This window comes from Bartonella sp. bp_1 (assembly GCF_055808085.1).
The window spans coordinates 1,788,311-1,806,842 of sequence record NZ_CM147851.1; the positions used below are offsets into that span (position 1 = coordinate 1,788,311).

General features: G+C 45.1%; 15 protein-coding genes. 13 read left to right on the forward strand and 2 right to left on the reverse strand.

Annotated elements, in window-relative coordinates; all coding sequences use genetic code 11:
- Window positions 1-328: 328 nt before the first annotated feature.
- From ACYZ97_RS08890 to ACYZ97_RS08940, 11 genes are all read left to right on the forward strand, one after another.
- Window positions 329-1,597: a flavin-containing monooxygenase gene (locus ACYZ97_RS08890; RefSeq protein ID WP_473298222.1), complete on the forward strand. Its 1,269-nt coding sequence runs from the start codon at window positions 329-331 to the stop codon at window positions 1,595-1,597.
- A 38-nt stretch (window positions 1,598-1,635) separates the two neighbouring features.
- On the forward strand, window positions 1,636-2,064 hold the full coding sequence (locus ACYZ97_RS08895) for a RidA family protein (RefSeq protein ID WP_473298223.1): 429 nt from the start codon (window positions 1,636-1,638) through the stop codon (window positions 2,062-2,064).
- Between the two features lie 13 nt (window positions 2,065-2,077).
- Window positions 2,078-2,752 (forward strand): DUF1028 domain-containing protein, encoded by a 675-nt coding sequence (locus ACYZ97_RS08900; protein ID WP_473298224.1) that lies wholly within the window; start codon window positions 2,078-2,080, stop codon window positions 2,750-2,752.
- Complete coding sequence (gene argE, locus ACYZ97_RS08905; protein WP_473298226.1) at window positions 2,745-3,899, forward strand: acetylornithine deacetylase; 1,155 nt, start codon at window positions 2,745-2,747, stop codon at window positions 3,897-3,899. The genes ACYZ97_RS08900 and argE overlap by 8 nt, the downstream gene beginning before the upstream one ends.
- 33 nt (window positions 3,900-3,932) lie before the next feature.
- Window positions 3,933-5,336, forward strand: coding sequence for an aspartate ammonia-lyase (aspA, locus tag ACYZ97_RS08910; protein ID WP_473298228.1), 1,404 nt, complete (start codon window positions 3,933-3,935; stop codon window positions 5,334-5,336).
- A 60-nt stretch (window positions 5,337-5,396) separates the two neighbouring features.
- The gene (locus ACYZ97_RS08915; protein WP_473298229.1) at window positions 5,397-6,800 is read left to right on the forward strand and encodes a purine-cytosine permease family protein; all 1,404 of its coding nucleotides are present in this window, start codon (window positions 5,397-5,399) and stop codon (window positions 6,798-6,800) included.
- A gap of 53 nt (window positions 6,801-6,853) precedes the next feature.
- Window positions 6,854-8,257, forward strand: a complete 1,404-nt coding sequence (locus ACYZ97_RS08920; RefSeq protein ID WP_473298230.1) for a purine-cytosine permease family protein — start codon at window positions 6,854-6,856, stop codon at window positions 8,255-8,257.
- A gap of 85 nt (window positions 8,258-8,342) precedes the next feature.
- Window positions 8,343-8,804, forward strand: coding sequence for a formate dehydrogenase subunit gamma (locus tag ACYZ97_RS08925; protein WP_473298231.1), 462 nt, complete (start codon window positions 8,343-8,345; stop codon window positions 8,802-8,804).
- Window positions 8,801-10,342, forward strand: a complete 1,542-nt coding sequence (locus ACYZ97_RS08930; protein WP_473298232.1) for a formate dehydrogenase beta subunit — start codon at window positions 8,801-8,803, stop codon at window positions 10,340-10,342. The genes ACYZ97_RS08925 and ACYZ97_RS08930 overlap by 4 nt, the downstream gene beginning before the upstream one ends.
- A gap of 28 nt (window positions 10,343-10,370) precedes the next feature.
- Entirely contained in the window at window positions 10,371-13,256 is a 2,886-nt protein-coding gene (gene fdhF, locus ACYZ97_RS08935) for a formate dehydrogenase subunit alpha (protein ID WP_473298233.1), read from the forward strand.
- Window positions 13,257-13,258: 2 nt separating this feature from the next.
- A complete protein-coding gene (locus ACYZ97_RS08940; RefSeq protein WP_473298234.1) occupies window positions 13,259-13,474 on the forward strand; it encodes a formate dehydrogenase subunit delta in 216 nt (71 codons plus the stop codon).
- 76 nt (window positions 13,475-13,550) lie between these two features.
- Here ACYZ97_RS08940 and ACYZ97_RS08945 read toward each other — a convergent pair whose 3' ends face one another.
- A complete protein-coding gene (locus ACYZ97_RS08945) occupies window positions 13,551-14,435 on the reverse strand; it encodes a LysR family transcriptional regulator (RefSeq protein WP_473298235.1) in 885 nt (294 codons plus the stop codon).
- 94 nt (window positions 14,436-14,529) lie between these two features.
- Between ACYZ97_RS08945 and ACYZ97_RS08950 the strand changes: the two genes are divergently transcribed.
- The gene (locus ACYZ97_RS08950) at window positions 14,530-16,026 is read left to right on the forward strand and encodes a CoA-acylating methylmalonate-semialdehyde dehydrogenase (RefSeq protein WP_473298236.1); all 1,497 of its coding nucleotides are present in this window, start codon (window positions 14,530-14,532) and stop codon (window positions 16,024-16,026) included.
- Between the two features lie 322 nt (window positions 16,027-16,348).
- On the opposite strand, the gene ACYZ97_RS08955 is transcribed toward ACYZ97_RS08950, so the two are convergent.
- On the reverse strand, window positions 16,349-17,518 hold the full coding sequence (locus tag ACYZ97_RS08955; RefSeq protein WP_473298237.1) for an iron-containing alcohol dehydrogenase: 1,170 nt from the start codon (window positions 17,516-17,518) through the stop codon (window positions 16,349-16,351).
- 88 nt (window positions 17,519-17,606) lie between these two features.
- Here ACYZ97_RS08955 and ACYZ97_RS08960 point away from each other — a divergent pair, with 88 nt between their 5' ends.
- Entirely contained in the window at window positions 17,607-18,497 is an 891-nt protein-coding gene (locus ACYZ97_RS08960) for a LysR family transcriptional regulator (protein ID WP_473298239.1), read from the forward strand.
- Window positions 18,498-18,532 lie beyond the last annotated feature (35 nt).

Sequence of the window (18,532 nt, forward strand, 5' to 3'; positions counted from 1 at the left end):
TGGATCCATATGAGCCAAGTTTCATTGTTCCACCTCATTTATAAGCATCACTTATATTTGTGACTGTCGGTAATTATATTTTTACAAAAAAACGAACGAAATTATAAAAAAACTAAACATAGCATAGTTTTTAACTTTGCTACATATTGTATGAATATTGACGCGCGATGAATATGTATGCGTGAATAAAATTTACGCAAAACCTAATATAGAAAAAACATAAGCAAAAAAAAATATAATCATAATTTACCGAATGTAAAAAATAAATAATCCTCTTGCCTAATCTGCCTAAAGGCAAAATTAATCAATAATATTAGAGGGATAAATCATGTCGACCAAAAAAACAGTCATAGATACTCTAGTCGTTGGTGGCGGACAAGCCGGTATTGCCATGAGCGAACATCTGGGAAATCACAATATTCCCCACCTTATCCTTGAGAAAAAACGTATTGCCGAAGGTTGGCGGACTGGACGGTGGGATTCGTTGGTTGCAAATGGTCCGGCATGGCATGATCGTTTTCCTGGACTAGAATTTGATGGCTATGACCCGGATGCCTTTGTCACCAAGGATGATGTGGCTGGCTATATGGAAGCATACGCCAAAAAGATTTCAGCCCCGATCCGCACCGGGGTAGAGGTTAAACGTGTTGTAAGAAAAGAAGGCGAAGCAGGCTTTACCGTAGAAACAACCGATGGCGTTATTGATGCAATGCACGTTGTTGCTGCAACTGGTCCTTTCCAGGTTCCTGTCATTCCTCCCATTGTACCATCCGACACAGCTGTTCAACAAATTCACTCAGCGCAATACTTCAATCCAGAACAGCTCCCTGATGGTGCTGTACTGATAGTAGGTGCCGGTTCTTCCGGTGTTCAAATTGCAGATGAACTGCAACGTGCTGGTAAAAAAGTTTATCTTTCTGTCGGGCCTCATGATCGCCCACCCCGCAGCTATCGCAATCGTGATTTCGTCTGGTGGCTCGGTGTATTGGGTCTGTGGGATATGGCCTCAAGCGAACCAGGCAAAGAGCATGTTACAATTGCTGTCAGCGGCGCACATGGTGGCAAGACCGTTGATTTCCGAGAACTGGCACAACAAGGGATCACTCTTGTCGGTCGTACAGATTCATTTAAAGACGGAAAAATCAATTTCAAGAATGATTTGAGCGACAATATCCGTGGTGGTGATGAAAATTATCTTTCGCTACTGGATGCAGCTGATGAATACATTAAACGCAACAATCTAAATCTACCGGAAGAAAAAGAAGCGCGGAAATTCCTACCCGATCCAGACTGCATGACGCATCCAATTCTGTCGTTAGATCTGGCTGAGGCAGGAATTACAACAATCATCTGGGCTACAGGCTATATACAGGATTATAGCTGGCTGCATGTAGATGCTTTCGATGCCAATAATCGCCCGCAGCATCAGCGTGGTGTCTCTAAAGAACCGGGCATCTATTTTGTTGGGCTGCCATGGCTTTCACGTCGCGGATCAACCTTTATCTGGGGCGTATGGCATGACGCGAAACATATTGCGGATCATATCGCGACACAGCGTAAATATTCGCTGTATTCATCAAAATCCGATCCCGCATAATCAAAGCATCTTGATCATAAACATTTAGGATATAAAAAATGCCTACTCATACTCGTATTCGTATGTTTAATACCAAAAAGACCTATCCCAACCAATCTCTTGACAATGATTTGTGTCAAGCTGTTCGTGCAGGCAACACAATATATGTTCGCGGACAGGTTGGCACCGATTTTGAAGGAAATTTAGTGGGCCTAGGCAATCCTCAGGCTCAAGCAGAACAAGCCATGAAAAATGTCAAACAATTGCTGGAAGAAGCCGGAAGCGACCTTAGCCACATTGTTAAGACAACAACTTACATTATCGATCCACGTTATCGTGAACCGGTTTATCGCGAAGTTGGCAAATGGCTAAAAGGCGTTTTTCCAATTTCAACAGGCATTGTTGTTTCTGCTTTGGCCCAGCCTGAATGGCTTATGGAAATTGATGTTATAGCTGTCGTTCCAGACGATCAGGACACTAAAAAATAACAGTGAGGACATCATGACGTTTTCTTTAACAGCTCGCTGCCCTGATACAGGGCAGCTTGGTATTGCACTATCATCCTCAAGCATCGCAGTGGGCGCGCGCTGTCCTTGGCTGCTTGCTGGTGTCGGCGCTGTGTCAAGCCAAAACATAACGTTGCCTTCGCTTGGCCAGATTGCACTGGAACAACTTGGCAAGGGAAAATCTCCTCAAGAGGCTTTAAAAGAAGCGCTCGCAACAGATAAATATAGTCAATATCGACAAGTCGCTCTCATTGATTCTACCGGCAAAACAGCTTTTTTTAATGGCGAAAAAACTTTAGGAACCTTCAATGTATCGGAAGGGAAGAACTGTATCGCCGCAGGCAATATGCTAATATCCAAAACTATAACACAAAAGATGGTTGAGGCATTTGAAGCATCGACAGGTGAGCTTTCCAAGCGATTGATCCATGGATTAAAAGCTGGGCTACAGGCAGGGGGAGAAGCAGGCCCCGTTCATTCAGCCGCTGTAAAGGTCGTCGGTAAGCATTCATGGCCGATTGTTGACCTTCGCGTTGACTGGGCTTCCCAAGATCCAATCGATGAACTTGAAAAACTATGGATCAGTTATGAGCCTGAAATGCAGGCCTATATTACCCGCGCCTTAAATCCAAGCGAAGCACCAAGCTACGGTGTACCTGGCGATGAATAATCTTCGCAAAGATATACTGGCAAAGTTACTTTCGTTTAACACGACGAGTCGTGAATCAAACCTAGAGCTGATCCATTATATAAAAGATTATTTGAAAGATTTAGGATTAGATAGCCAGATAATATTTAACGAGCAACAAAGCAAAGCAAATCTTCTTGCGCGCCTTGGGCCGTCAGGAAATGGCGGCGTCATGCTTTCAGGCCACACAGATGTTGTACCTGTTGACGGACAGGAATGGTCTTTTCCCCCTTTTAAACTCACACAAAAGGATGAACGTTATTACGGGCGAGGCGCCGCTGACATGAAGGGTTTCATAGCCTGCGTATTGGCTAGTCTTCCAGATTTTCTTCAACGACAATTACGGATGCCGCTCCACCTTGCTTTTTCATATGATGAAGAAGTTGGCTGTCTAGGCGTGCATAGTCTTATCAACTATCTCAACGCTTCCCCCGAAAAACCTGCAATGTGCATTGTCGGAGAGCCGACAGAAATGCGTCCCGTATATGGACACAAAGGAAAAGTGGCAATGCGTTGTCATGTTCATGGTCACGCCTGTCACTCCGCTTATGCCCCGATGGGCGTCAATGCAATTGAATATGCATCACGGATCGTACAAGAAATATCTACGCTGGGAAAAAAGCTTGCTACAATAGAAGATCAACGCTTCGATCCACCATTCAGCACTTTGCAAGTTGGTGTTATTCAAGGCGGATCAGCCCTTAATATCGTACCTCAGGACTGTCAATTCGACTTTGAAATCCGTTATTTGCCAACTGTATCTGTCAATGAGACACTTTCTGCCATTCAAATATATGCACAACAAGAACTTATGCCTGAAATGCATAAAACTTCTACCCAAAGTCAGATCACCTTTACACCTTTATCTCAGTATCCGGGTCTATTAACAGACACGCAATCCGAATTTGCAACATGGCTATCGCAATGGACAAACAGCAACAGCTTTTCAACGGTTTCATTTGGTACAGAAGGCGGACTTTTTGACGAAGCAGGGATCGCCACATTAATTTGCGGACCAGGCAGCATGGAACAGGGACATAAACCTGACGAATTTGTGAGCATTGAACAACTTGATAAATGTACATTTATGCTTAAGAATTTGTGCGAGTGGATGTCATCAAACAAATAAAATAAAGTATATAATAATAAGGGGAAAATAATCATGAACCTTAATAGCCGAATAGAAGAAGATCTTCTTGGGAAGAGAGAAGTTCCAGAAAAATGCTACTATGGAATACACACAATAAGAGCCATAGAAAATTTCCGTATCAGCAAACAGAAAATTGGTGATTATCCTAGCTTCGTCAAGGGTATGGTCATTGTTAAAAAAGCGGCTGCAAAAGCCAATAACAAACTCGGTCTTTTAAAGGATGAGATATATTCCGCTATTGACTTCGCTTGCGATGAAATACTCAAAAACAATAAATATCTTGACCAGTTTCCAATTGATGTTTTCCAAGGTGGCGCGGGAACGTCGGTCAATATGAATGTCAATGAGGTTTTAGCAAATATCGCATTGGAATTTTTGGGGCATCAAAAAGGCGAGTATAATATCATCAACCCCAATGATGACGTTAATATGAGCCAATCGACGAACGATGCTTATCCAACCGGATTCAGGCTTGCTTTATACACTGAAACACAACAGATATTGAAATCTTTGGATTTACTGCAAGAAGCTTTTCTCACAAAAGCAACGGAATTCAATCATATATTGAAAATGGGGAGAACCCAGCTTCAAGATGCCGTCCCCATGACATTGGGACAAGAGTTTTATGCGTATCATGCAACCATCAAGGAAGAAACCAAACTCATTCGACATGTAATAGAATTCTTGCTTGAAGTGAACTTGGGCGCTACCGCAATTGGCACCGGTATCAATACCCATCCTGACTATCAAGAAACAGTATTAAAATCACTCAATGAAATTACAGGGCTTCCTGTTTCGGCACCTGAAGATCTAATCGAAGCGACTTCTGATTGCGGCGCCTATGTATTACTGCAAAGTACGTTAAAGCGATTGGCTGTAAAGCTATCAAAAATTTGCAACGATTTACGCTTACTTTCTTCTGGACCACGGGCCGGACTTAATGAGATCAATCTTCCGCAAAAACAAGCCGGGTCATCCATCATGCCCGGAAAAGTAAATCCTGTCATTGCTGAAGTTGTCAATCAGGTTTGTTTCAAGGTTATAGGGAATGACTTGTGCATTACATTAGCCGCAGAAGCAGGACAGCTCCAGCTTAACGTAATGGAACCGGTTATTGCCCAAGCATTATTTGAATCACTGGATATTCTTAGAAATGCCATCGATAACTTCAGAATTGATTGCATTACAGGCATTACAGCGAACGAAAATATATGCCGTGATTACGTGATGAATTCCATCGGGATTGTTACGCTTTTAAATCCTTATATTGGCCATCATAATGGCGATGAAGTCAGTAAAATATGCCGGCTTACTGGAAAAAGCGTCAAAGAAGTTGTGCTTGAAAAAGGCCTCATGAGCGAAGCCGAAATTGAGCGAATCTTTACGCCTGAAGCACTGCTACACAAAAACAAATAAATAACAATAATTTAAACCGATTACTCTGATTAATCGTATAAAAATAATAAGGGAAACATTATGAGCCATTCATCGCCCCCGTTGGTTGAAAAGCACACGATAGGTTATATACCAACCTTTGAGCGACATGGAAAAGTCAGAGATCTATTCACGCTTTGGTTTGGTGTAAATATCGCACCCTTGCCTATTGTAACTGGTGCGTTAGGCGTTCAGGTTTTCCATCTCAATCTCTTGTGGGGGGTCGTTGCCATTCTTGTCGGGCAGCTGATCGGTGGTGCACTCATGGCCTTGCATTCCGCACAAGGACCACAAATGGGCATCCCTCAAATGATCCAAAGTCGCGCCCAATTTGGTTCAATCGGGGCACTATTGGTCGTCATTATTGCAGGGGTAATGTATATCGGTTTCTTCGCCTCAAATATTATTCTTGCGGGTAAATCATTACACGGTATTGTTAATGATATCCCTGTTTCAGCAGGCATCATTATAGGAGCAATTGGCTCCGGTATCATCGGAATAATAGGCTATCGCTTCATTCATGCACTCAACAGAATAGGTGCATGGGTATTAGGCACCTGCACATTGCTTGGCTTCTATTTTATTCTTACAAATCTTCATTCTACCGATTTTTTAACACGCGGTTCATTTAATATTTCAGGATGGCTTGCAACTGTTTCACTATCCGCGCTTTGGCAAATTGCTTATGCTCCTTATGTTTCGGATTACTCCCGGTATTTGCCTGCCGATATTTCCGTTGCATCAACATTTTGGGCAACATATTTAGGGTCCACACTAGGATCAAGCATAGCCTTTATCTTCGGCGCGTTGGCCGTTCTAATCACACCGGTAGGCACCGATACGATGGAGGCTGTTAGTCTTGCAAGCGGTGCTCTTGGGCCATTTATGTTGCTGATTTTTTTGCTCAGCGTTATCAGTAATAATGCATTAAACCTATATGGTTCAGTACTTGCAATTATCACATTGGTACAGACCTTCGCCTGGCGGTGGATTCCTACTTCAATAAGCCGCATAATTTTATCAATTTTTCTGCTCGCATTATGCAGTATTACTGCCATTAATGCTTCTGACGATTTTATCGGACATTTTATTAATTTAATCCTTGCTCTTCTGGTTGTCTTAATACCATGGACAGCCATCAATCTCATTGATTTCTATTTGATACACAAAGGTAAATATGACATCGATTCAATCTTCCGCGTTGATGGCGGTGTTTATGGTTATTTCAACCCTCAGGCAATAATTGCCTATTTTATCGGAATTGTTGTTCAAATACCCTTCATGAATACGCCGATGTATGTAGGGCCTATTTCCAAATATATTGATGGTGCCGATTTATCATGGCTGATTGGAATGCTTGTAACATCTCCACTCTATTATTGGCTCGCCAGTAGAAATAGTTCGTATAGACAAAGACAATTACATTCTGAACAAGAGTATAAATAAAAACATAATTTAAAAAATATTCTTGATAATCACAGAAAATAAGGGAACTCGTTATGGAAAATTCATCGTCTCCACTATTTGAGAAACATACAATAGGCTACATTCCAAAATCCGATAGACATGGAAAAGTCAGAGATCTATTCACGCTTTGGTTTGGTGGAAATATCGCACCCTTGCCTATTGTAACTGGTGCGTTAGGCGTTCAGGTTTTCCATCTCAATCTCTTGTGGGGGGTCGTTGCCATTCTTGTCGGGCAGCTGATCGGTGGTGCACTCATGGCCTTGCATTCCGCACAAGGACCACAAATGGGCATCCCTCAAATGATCCAAAGTCGCGCCCAATTTGGTTCAATCGGGGCACTATTGGTCGTCATTATTGCAGGGGTAATGTATATCGGTTTCTTTGCCTCAAATATTATTCTTGCGGGTAAATCATTACACGGCATCGTAAATGATATCCCTGTTTCAGCAGGCATCATTATAGGAGCAATTGGCTCCGGTATCATCGGAATAATAGGCTATCGCTTCATTCATGCACTCAACAGAATAGGTGCATGGGTATTAGGCACCTGCACATTGCTTGGCTTCTATTTTATTCTTACAAATCTTCATTCTACCGATTTTTTAACACGCGGTTCATTTAATATTTCAGGATGGCTTGCAACTGTTTCACTATCTGCGCTTTGGCAAATTGCCTTTGCCCCTTATGTTTCGGATTATTCCCGATATTTACCTGCCGATATTTCCGTTGCATCAACATTTTGGGCAACATATTTAGGGTCCACACTGGGATCAAGCATAGCCTTTATCTTCGGCGCATGCGCCGTTCTTGCTACCCCTATCGGTACCGATACGATGGATGCCGTCAATCTTGCAACCGGCGCCATTGGACCATTTATGTTACTGCTTTTTTTGCTCAGCGTTATCAGCCATAATGCATTAAACCTATATGGTGCTGTGCTTTCAATTATCACATTGGTACAGACCTTCGTCTGGCGGTGGATTCCTACAGCGAAAAGCCGAGCCTTTCTCTCTATCACTCTTTTTATATTCTGCAGCATTGTTGCCATTGGCGCGTCCAAAGATTTTATTAGCCATTTTATTGATTTAGTTCTTGCTCTTCTTGTTGTGTTAGTGCCATGGACAGCCATCAATCTCATTGACTTCTATTTGATACATAAAGGTAAATATGACATCGATTCAATCTTCCGCGTTGATGGCGGTGTTTATGGCTACTTCAATCCCCACGCACTCATTGCCTATTTTGTTGGAATTATTGTTCAAATACCCTTCATGAATACGCCGATGTATGTAGGGCCTATTTCCAAATATATTAATGGTGCCGATTTATCATGGTTGATTGGAATGCTTGTAACATCTCCACTCTATTATTGGCTCGCCAGTAGAAATAGTTCGTATAGACAAAGACAATTACATTCTGAACAAGAATATAAGTAAAATAATCTCTTAGCCAACAATAGATGATAACATGGAAACCAAATAAAAGACCATAAATTGGGTTTGCAATAGTTGGAGGAAACTCGTGCAAGACAGAAATGAGATTATAGAAAACATTCTTACTCGCCATCAGGATAGCGAAGGCTCATTACTACCTATCTTGCATGAGATTCAAGATTTTTACGGATATATCCCGTCAGAGGCTATTGCTACGATCGCCAAAAGTCTGAATCTTACACGAGCCGATGTCCATGGGGTTATATCCTTCTATCATGATTTTCGCACCCAACCACCGGGAAAGCATATATTGCGTATCTGCCGAGCCGAAGCCTGCCAAGCGATGGGCGGCCGTACCTTGGCGCAATCTGCACAAAAACGACTGGCTCTCAATTGGCATGAAACATCAAAAGATAATATGCTCACGCTAGAACCGGTCTACTGTCTTGGGCTTTGTGCCAATGCACCGGCTGCTATGCTTGATGGACAACTATTATCCGAACTTGATGAAGAGACACTGGCTGCCTCTATCGAGAAGGTGCAGCTATGACATATAAAATATATATTCCACGGGATATTGTGGCGTTATCTCTCGGTAGCGATGATATCACCAAATCTATCCAAATAGAAGCTGAGTGCCGTGGTCTTGATATCATTATAGTGAGAAACGGCTCGCGCGGATTGTTTTTTCTCGAACCATTGATCGAGGTGGAACGTAACGGCGTACGCTATGCATTCGGCCCTGTCCATGCGGAAGATATTGCATCACTTTTTGACGACGATTTTCTCAATAACGATAAACACCCACTCGCATTGGGAAAGACAGAAGACATTAAATGGCTTAAAGACCAAACTCGGCTAACCTTTGCTCGTTGTGGCATCGTCGATCCCTTATCACTTGATGACTACAAACAGCATCGTGGATTGAAAGGACTTGCAGCGGCCCTTACCCAAAAACCGGAAAATATCGTTGAGATAGTCACTCATTCCGGTTTGCGCGGGCGCGGCGGCGCTGGCTTTCCGACAGGCATAAAATGGAAAACCGTACTTGAGGCACAAGCCCAACAGAAATATATTGTCTGTAATGCTGACGAAGGGGATTCAGGCAGTTTTGCCGACCGCATGTTGATGGAAGGCGATCCCTTTGTCATGATCGAAGGTATGATTATAGCTGGCATCGCCGTCGGAGCAACCAAAGGTTATATTTACATACGTTCAGAATATCCTCACGCCATTGAAACCATGACCAAGGCCATTGAAATAGCCTATAAGCATAAAATTCTAGGGCGGGCCATCATGGGATCTCAATATGCTTTTGATCTGGAAGTCCGCAAAGGAGCTGGAGCCTATGTCTGTGGCGAGGAAACAGCCTTACTGGAAAGTCTGGAAGGCAACCGCGGTGTGGTGCGTGCCAAGCCACCCCTTCCCGCCCATCACGGCCTGTTCGGCAAACCAACTGTAATCAATAATGTCATTTCACTTTGTACGGTCCCCATTATTCTGGATAAAGGGGCAGACTATTATCGTAATTTTGGAATGGGCCATTCACGTGGCACCATTCCAATACAAATTGCTGGCAACGTTAAATATGGTGGACTTTACGAGACCGCCTTTGGCCTGACATTAGGCGAAATTGTCAATGAAATCGGTGGTGGTACAAAAACCGGAAAACCAGTCAAAGCTGTGCAAGTTGGTGGACCGTTAGGTGCCTATTTCCCCCCTACTCTTTTCAATACGCAATTTGATTATGAAGCCTTTGCTGCTCAAGATGGCCTGATTGGGCATGCGGGTCTGGTCGTCTTTGATGACAGCATCGATATGATGGAGCAGGCACGTTTTGCATTCGAGTTCTGCAGCGCTGAATCATGTGGCAAATGCACACCATGCCGTATTGGTGCTGTGCGTGGGGTTGAAGTCGTTGACAAATTAAAAGCCGGCATTGATCCGGATCTGCAATTGCAACTTCTCGAAGAGCTGGGGGAGACAATGAAACTTGGCTCACTTTGCGCACTGGGTGGTTTTACACCCTATCCGGTATCAAGCGCACTCAGACATTTTCGTGGGGATTTTAAAAGCCGCATCCTTTAACGGAAGCTGCAGGGTAAGGAGGAAGGGCATGTCTTTGATCAAAGAAACCGATTTTGGTACACCGCATATCAAATCGCAAAAGCTGGTGTCATTGACCATTGATGGCCATCAAGTGAGCGTACCCGAAGGAACCTCAATCATGAATGCCGCAATGCAAGCCGGCATTACAATTCCTAAACTTTGTGCAACCGATACACTGGATGCTTATGGCTCCTGTCGTCTGTGTCTGGTGGAAATCGAGGGGCGACGCGGCACACCATCATCCTGTACGACACCTGTCGCTGAAGGTTTGCAAGTTTCAACTCAGACAGAACAGCTAAAAAAACTGCGCAAAGGCGTTATGGAACTCTATATATCAGACCATCCGCTTGATTGCCTAACCTGCGCAGCCAATGGAGACTGTGAATTACAGGATATGGCAGGCGCTGTAGGATTGCGTGATGTGCGATACGGATATGACGGCGCCAATCATGTATTTTCCAAAGATCGGAATACAGGCGAAGAAAATTTTCTTTACATGCCCAAAGATCAATCCGCCCCCTATTTTACCTATGATCCCAGCAAATGTATCGTCTGTTCACGTTGCGTCCGTGCTTGTCAGGAAATACAAGGCACTTTTGCACTGACCATCGAAGGACGCGGTTTTGATTCACGCGTTTCTGCCAGTGCACACGAAAGCTTTCTCGGATCGGAATGTGTTTCATGTGGCGCATGCGTCCAGGCATGTCCGACAGGCACCCTTGTAGAAAACAGTGTTATCGAAATCGGCCAACCGGAACATTCCAAAGTGACAACCTGCGCCTATTGTGGCGTGGGATGTTCATTCAAGGCTGAAATGCGTGGGGAAGAACTCGTCCGTATGGTTCCCTATAAGGATGGCAAAGCCAATCACGGTCATTCCTGTATCAAAGGACGATTTGCTTTGGGTTATGCCATGCATAAGGATCGAATTATCAATCCAATGATCCGCGAAAAAATTACCGACCCATGGCGCGAAGTCAGCTGGGAAGAAGCCTTAAATCACATGGCGACAGAATTTCGACGCATCCAATATCAATATGGCAAGGAAGCGGTAGGAGGTATTACATCTTCGCGCTGTACCAATGAAGAAACCTATCTGGTGCAAAAACTCATCCGTGCCGGTTTTGGAAATAATAATACCGACACCTGTGCGCGTGTCTGCCACTCACCGACCGGGTATGGGCTGAACCTCACCTTCGGTACTTCAGCAGGAACACAAGATTTCGATTCAGTTGAAAAAGCAGATGTCATCATGATCATCGGTGCCAATCCAACGGATGCGCACCCTGTCTTCGGATCACGTATCAAACGGCGCCTGCGTGAAGGGGCAAAAGCCATTATCCTTGATCCACGTCGTATTGATCTGGTCAAAAGCCCGCATATCGATGCGGCCTATCATCTGCCGCTTAAACCCGGCACTAATGTTGCTGTCATTACAGCTATGGGACATGTCATTGCCAAAGAGCGGCTCTATAACGAGGCTTTTATCCGCGAGCGCTGTGACTGGGATGAATTCATGGATTGGGTAGCGTTTGTCAGTGACGAACGCTATAGTCCTGAAGCTGTTGAAAAGCTTTCCGGTGTTGCTGCTGAAACTATTTATGCTGCAGCCCGTCTCTATGCTACTGGCGGTAATGCAGCAATCTATTACGGTCTTGGCGTTACCGAACACTCCCAAGGTTCGACAACTGTTATTGCTATTGCCAACCTCGCCATGGCAACCGGAAATATCGGGCGGCCAGGCGTAGGCGTCAATCCATTGCGTGGGCAAAACAATGTGCAGGGATCTTGTGATATGGGATCTTTTCCGCATGAATTTCCCGGCTATCGCCATGTCTCCGATAATGCAACGCGTCACCTCTACGAGAAAGTATGGGGCACAGAATTATCTGCCGAACCGGGGCTCCGTATTCCCAATATGTTGGATGCAGCCATTGAGGGCACATTCAAAGGTCTCTATATCCAAGGTGAAGACATTGTCCAATCCGACCCGGATATCCGTCATATAACAAGCGGATTAAAAGCCATGGAATGTGTGGTTGTGCAAGACCTGTTCTTAAACGAGACAGCCAACTACGCCCATATTTTTCTTCCCGGTTCTTCTTTTTTAGAAAAAGATGGTACCTTTACCAATGCCGAACGCCGCATCAACCGCGTACGCAAAGTGATGCGTCCAAAAACCGGCTATGCCGATTGGGAAGTTACCCAGCAGATTGCCAAGGCTTTCAATCTAGACTGGAACTATACCCATCCTTCACAAATTATGGATGAAATTGCAGCAACGACACCAAGTTTTGCTGGTGTATCCTATGCTCTTCTTGAAGAGCAAGGCTCGGTACAATGGCCTTGTAATGATCAGGCACCTTTAGGAACACCAACCATGCATGTTGATGGATTTGTACGCGGGAAAGGCCATTTTGTACGTACCGAATATATCGCCACAGATGAAAAGACCGGGGCTCGCTTTCCTCTGCTTATGACCACTGGTCGCATCTTGTCGCAATATAATGTTGGTGCTCAAACCCGACGTACAGATAATATTGCCTATTATGACAAAGATGTCTTGGAAATACATCCCCATGATGCCGAATTACGCGGTATTGTCGATGGTGATCTGGTTAAGCTTGCCAGCCGCACAGGCGAAACCACATTGCCAGCTGTCATAACAGATCGGGTATCTCCAGGGGTTGTATATACAACATTCCATTTTCCAGACAATCAGGTCAATGTTGTGACCACCGACTATTCCGACTGGGCAACCAACTGCCCTGAATACAAAGTAACAGCGGTACAGGTTTCTCGTACAAACGGCCCGACAAAATGGCAAAAAGATTATCATGCCCACAGTGTTCAAAGCCGAGAGATCATACACACTATTGATGCAGCGGAGTAACCATGTCCTCAACTGACGACCGTTTAATCATGATGGCAAACCAAATTGCAAAATTCTTTGAAAGCCAACCGGAAGAATTACGCAAGAATGGTGTGCGTGATCATATCAATAAATTCTGGGAAAAACGTATGCGAACAAGACTTGTAGCACTCGCCAAAAGCGACAAAGCAAATTCTCTCCATACTTCTGTCAGACATATTATCAATGAGATAAATTAAAGCCGAAATTCCTTTTTACGCTTTCCCAGATCTTCTCGAAGCATAGCCTGTAGCAGCTAATCATGTTCTGCTATCCTCACCCAAATATATGGCTGTTTTCACCAACCTTGTCATATATGTGTTGCGCAACTTCATGAATACGGCGGATTCCGCGCAGCGTCTCGTGATAGGAAAGCCAATAAGAACGCATTATCTTGAGTTTCGGCAAAACAGGAACAAGATCATCATATTGTCCCGCAATATAACTATGCAATATACCAATACCCGCACCCGCACGAACAGCTTCTACCTGCCCTAAAGCACTTGATATCTGATACCTTGATTGCCAGTTCCGGCTGATTTCATCGGTATAGTTCAGTGAATCAGATGCGATCAAATCATCAACATAGCCGATCAAGCGATGATCATTGATCAGTTGCTGCGTATCGGACGGTGTGCCAAATTGCGCGATATAATCCTGCTGGGCATAAAGGCCAAGACCATAATCAACTAATTTTCGTGTAATTAAACGCCCTTGTGTCGGGCGCCCAACTGTAATTGCGATGTCCGCCTCTCGCCTAGAAAGAGAAAAGGATCTTGGCACAGGAACCAATTGTATTGTGAGTTCTGGATATCTGACCGTTAATCCTGCAAGCTCACGAGTCAAGAAGGCAACTCCGAATCCATCGGGTGCAGCAATACGTACCTGACCGCTAAGAGCGATATCCTGATTAGCAATACTTGCTTGTGCCTGCAACATTTCTGCTTCAATTTGCTCGGCACGCTGTAACAACCGCTCCCCCGCTTCTGTCAACTCTGTTCCGGTCGTGCGCCGTGTAACAAGCTTGGTGTTAAAATGCTCTTCCAAAACACCCAAACGGCGCGCAACCGTTGTATGGTTGACCCCCAAAGAACGGGCAGCAGCCAAAAGCTGGCCCGAACGGGCAACCGCAAGAAATATTCTGATATCATCCCAATTCATAATGCATATTTACGCACAACAGATGCGTAAATTCAATCATTCTTATATATATTTTTATGATGTAGATTGATGATATCATAACAGGGAGATGGATATGACAACAATCGGACATTTTATTAACGGTAAAGCCTATGCCGGCACCAGCAAACGCCAAGCAGATGTTTTCCAGCCTTTGGATGGTAGTGTTATTGCACAGGTCAATCTGGCCAATCAGGACGACATCAACAAAGCAATTGAAACAGCCAAAGCTGCACAGCCTGCATGGGCGGCACAAAATCCGCAGCGCCGTGCGCGCGTTTTACGTAAATTCCTCTCTCTCGTAGAGGCTGAAATCGATGATCTTGCTACAACACTTGCAAAAGAACACGGCAAGACACACGACGATTCCAAAGGCGATATCCAGCGTGGTCTGGAAGTTGTCGAACTCAGCCTCGGTGTGCCTCAACTAATGAAAGGCGAATTCACCGAAGGCGCAGGCCCGGGCATTGATGCCTATTCAATCCGCCAGCCTCTGGGCATTGCCGCCGGTATCACACCTTTCAACTTTCCTGCAATGATTCCGCTCTGGATGGCAGGCCCTGCCATTGCCTGCGGCAACGCTTTCATTCTCAAACCTTCAGAGCGTGACCCGAGCGTGCCCGTACGTTTGGCAGAGCTTTTCATTGAAGCCGGTGGTCCGGCCGGTATTTTTAATGTTATCAATGGTGATAAAGAAGCCGTCGATGCTTTGCTTGATGCACCTGATATCAAAGCGATCAGCTTTGTCGGCTCAACACCGATTGCCCAATATATATATGGTCGCGCCGCCGCCAATGGCAAACGCGTACAAGCTTTGGGCGGTGCCAAAAACCACATGCTCGTGATGCCGGATGCCGACATGGATCAGGTTGTCGATGCCCTCCTGGGTGCGGCCTACGGTTCTGCCGGTGAACGTTGCATGGCAATTTCTGTTGCGGTTCCCGTTGGCGAAGATGCCGCCAACCGCCTGATGGAAAAATTGGTTCCACGCGTTCAGGCACTTAAGGTCGGCCCATCACTGGATCCAAAATCGGACTTTGGACCGGTCGTCACCAAAGAAGCACAACAGCGTATCTGCAATTACATTGACATTGGTGTCAAAGAAGGTGCCAAGCTTGTCATTGACGGCCGAAACGTCAAGGTAGCTGGCCATGAAAACGGCTTTTATGTCGGTGCAACACTATTCGACAATGTCACGCCAGACATGCAGATATACAAAGAGGAAATCTTTGGGCCTGTCTTATGCGTCACACGCGCCAAAAACTATGAAGAAGCACTTGATCTTCCGACCAAGCATATGTTCGGTAACGGTGTAACAATCTTCACCCGCGATGGTGATGCAGCCCGTGACTTTGTCACCCGTGTCGAAGTCGGCATGGTCGGAGTCAATGTACCGATTCCGACACCGGTCGCTTATTATTCATTTGGCGGCTGGAAAGCATCGCTCTTTGGTGACTTCAACCAGCATGGTCCTGAAGCATTCAAGTTCTACACCCGCGTCAAGACTGTAACATCACGCTGGCCTTCCGGTATCCGCACAGGTGCCGAGTTCACCATGCCGCCGATGAAATAATATATTGCTCCCATAAACATAAAGCCCGCTACATTAGCGGGCTTTTTTATTATTGGTTATCACGATCAAGACAACGCCGACGCTGTACGCTTCAACGCCCCAATGTGTAACCCATTGGCCATCAAAGCGTAAGAAAAGGGGCAACGAGCATAAAGAAATCCTACTCGACGCAAGCGGAAACTCCTCTTGCTTTACCCCCTCTCAAACTATTTATATCCTCAATATTCTTGTCAGATGCAGCAGCAATATCTGCTATTCTTGGCAAACCATCATCTGACATACCTTCTTGGCAGCCACCTGCATGACTGCAACAAAGATCGCCTTAAAGTGATTGTGCCCAAACGCGGTTATAAAGTTCTTCAATCTGTTCTGCAGTCGGTACCACCGGATTATTACCGGGAGAACCCGAAGCCAAAGCCTGTCGAGCCATTATCGGCAACAGCGAAAGCCATTGGGCATGATCAATACCACAGTCGGCCGGTGAAGGAACCTCAAGATCACGATTAAGACTGATCAGTTCTTCAATCAGGCAAGCACAGGCCTTATCCGTATCTGTTCCATCTTCAACCAATCCCATTTTGTAAGCACATTCCGCATAGCGCTGCTTATTGCCGCCGATTGAAAAAGCGGTAATCGTCGGCAACAATAATGCATTCGATAGCCCATGCGCTACATGGAAATGGGCACCGATTGGACGGCTCATGCCATGGACAAGCGCCACAGATGAATTGGAAAAGGCAATACCGGCCTGGGTTGAACCGATCATCATGGCTTCTCGCGCAGCACGATCGGAAGGATCATTCCAAACACGACGCAGATTGGGTGCGATCGATTTCATTGCCGACAGAGCAAACAAATCGGACATGGGATTGGCTTTCTTCGAGACATAGGCCTCTATAGCATGTGTCAATGCATCGATACCTGTGTCGGCCGTCAACCGGCGCGGCATTGTCAATGTCAGCTCATAATCGATCAATGCTGCAATCGGAAGAAATCCCATGCCGACGCACAACATTTTTTCATCTGCCACATCATCCGTGATAATTGTAAAACGGGTTGCCTCCGACCCCGTTCCCGCTGTTGTGGGAATGGCAATAATCGGATATCCGGCAGCATCCTGTATATGTGGCACCATATAGTCACGTGCCGTACCGCCATGTTTAGCCAATATGGCAACCGCTTTGGCCGTATCAATTGGGCTCCCCCCACCAAAACCGACAACACAATCATAAGAGCCCTGCTGTAAAAAGGCACAAGCGCCTTCAAGCGATTGAGATGTCGGCTCGGGAACCGTATCGGAGAAAACACCGTATTTCAGCCCGTTTTTCTTAAGCGATTCACATAAAATCTCTACCTGTCCGCTTTGTTCTAGATACTTATCTGTAATGATAAGCGGATGGGAAAGACCAAGCTCGCCCAGTAAATGCGGCAATTCCCGGGACACACCTGCACCAATACGTATAATACGCGGATTAATAAGTGAATAGCTCATATCTTCCTCCTGTTTAGGAATAAATCTAACGTGCATATATGTGCAATAAAACTGTCGACTACACCCATAATATGTGCGAAAATGATATATGCTTTTTTCCCATTTCGACTGGAACGATATAAAATTTTTTTTGGCCGTCGCCCGTGACGGTACGGTTTCTGCAGCAGCAAGACAACTGGGTGTAGAGCACACAACGGTTATTCGTCGTATCGATGCATTGGAGCGTGATATCGGTGTCAGACTATTTGAACGCACTCCGCGCGGATATTTCCTAACGCTAACGGGAGAACGCCTTCTGGAAAGTGCTGATAAAATAGCCGATGAAGCCAGTCGGGTTCAAGCAACCGTTGCCGGAGAAAACACCATAGGCGGCGTAGTGCGCATAAGCTGTCTGGAAGCTTTCGGCAATTTTTTTCTTGCCCCCATCCTGCCTAAAATACAAAAACAATTTCCTAGGCTGAAGGTAAAGCTCTTAACAATCCAGCAGATTGTTGCCCTATCCAATCGTGAAGCCAATCTGATGATTACTGTCAATCCGCCGCAATCACACCACTTCGAAAGCACACATCTTGTCGATTATACACTCTATATATACGGCTCAAAAAAATATCTGAAAGACAAACCGGTCACATCAAAACAGGATATACTCAAACACCGCTTTGCCGGTTACATTGATGATCTCGTCTTTTCCCGTGATCTCAATTATCTACATGAAATATCCCCCGGTCTTAAAGCCGACATGCAAAGTGCCAGTATCCATGCGCAAATGGAGTTTACCGCATCGGGATATGGACTATGCATCTTGCCAGCCTATATTGCCCGACAAAAACCAAATCTGGTCAAGGTTCTTCCTGAAATATTCAAACTAAAACGTGCCTACTGGCTTGTCACCCATGCAAGACAAACAACATACGGCTCACGATCAATGAGCGACTTCATCAAAAGCGAAGTACAAAAGAATGCCGATATCTTTGATTGAATATAAAAGCCTTGCAAGACACAAGTGATACCTCG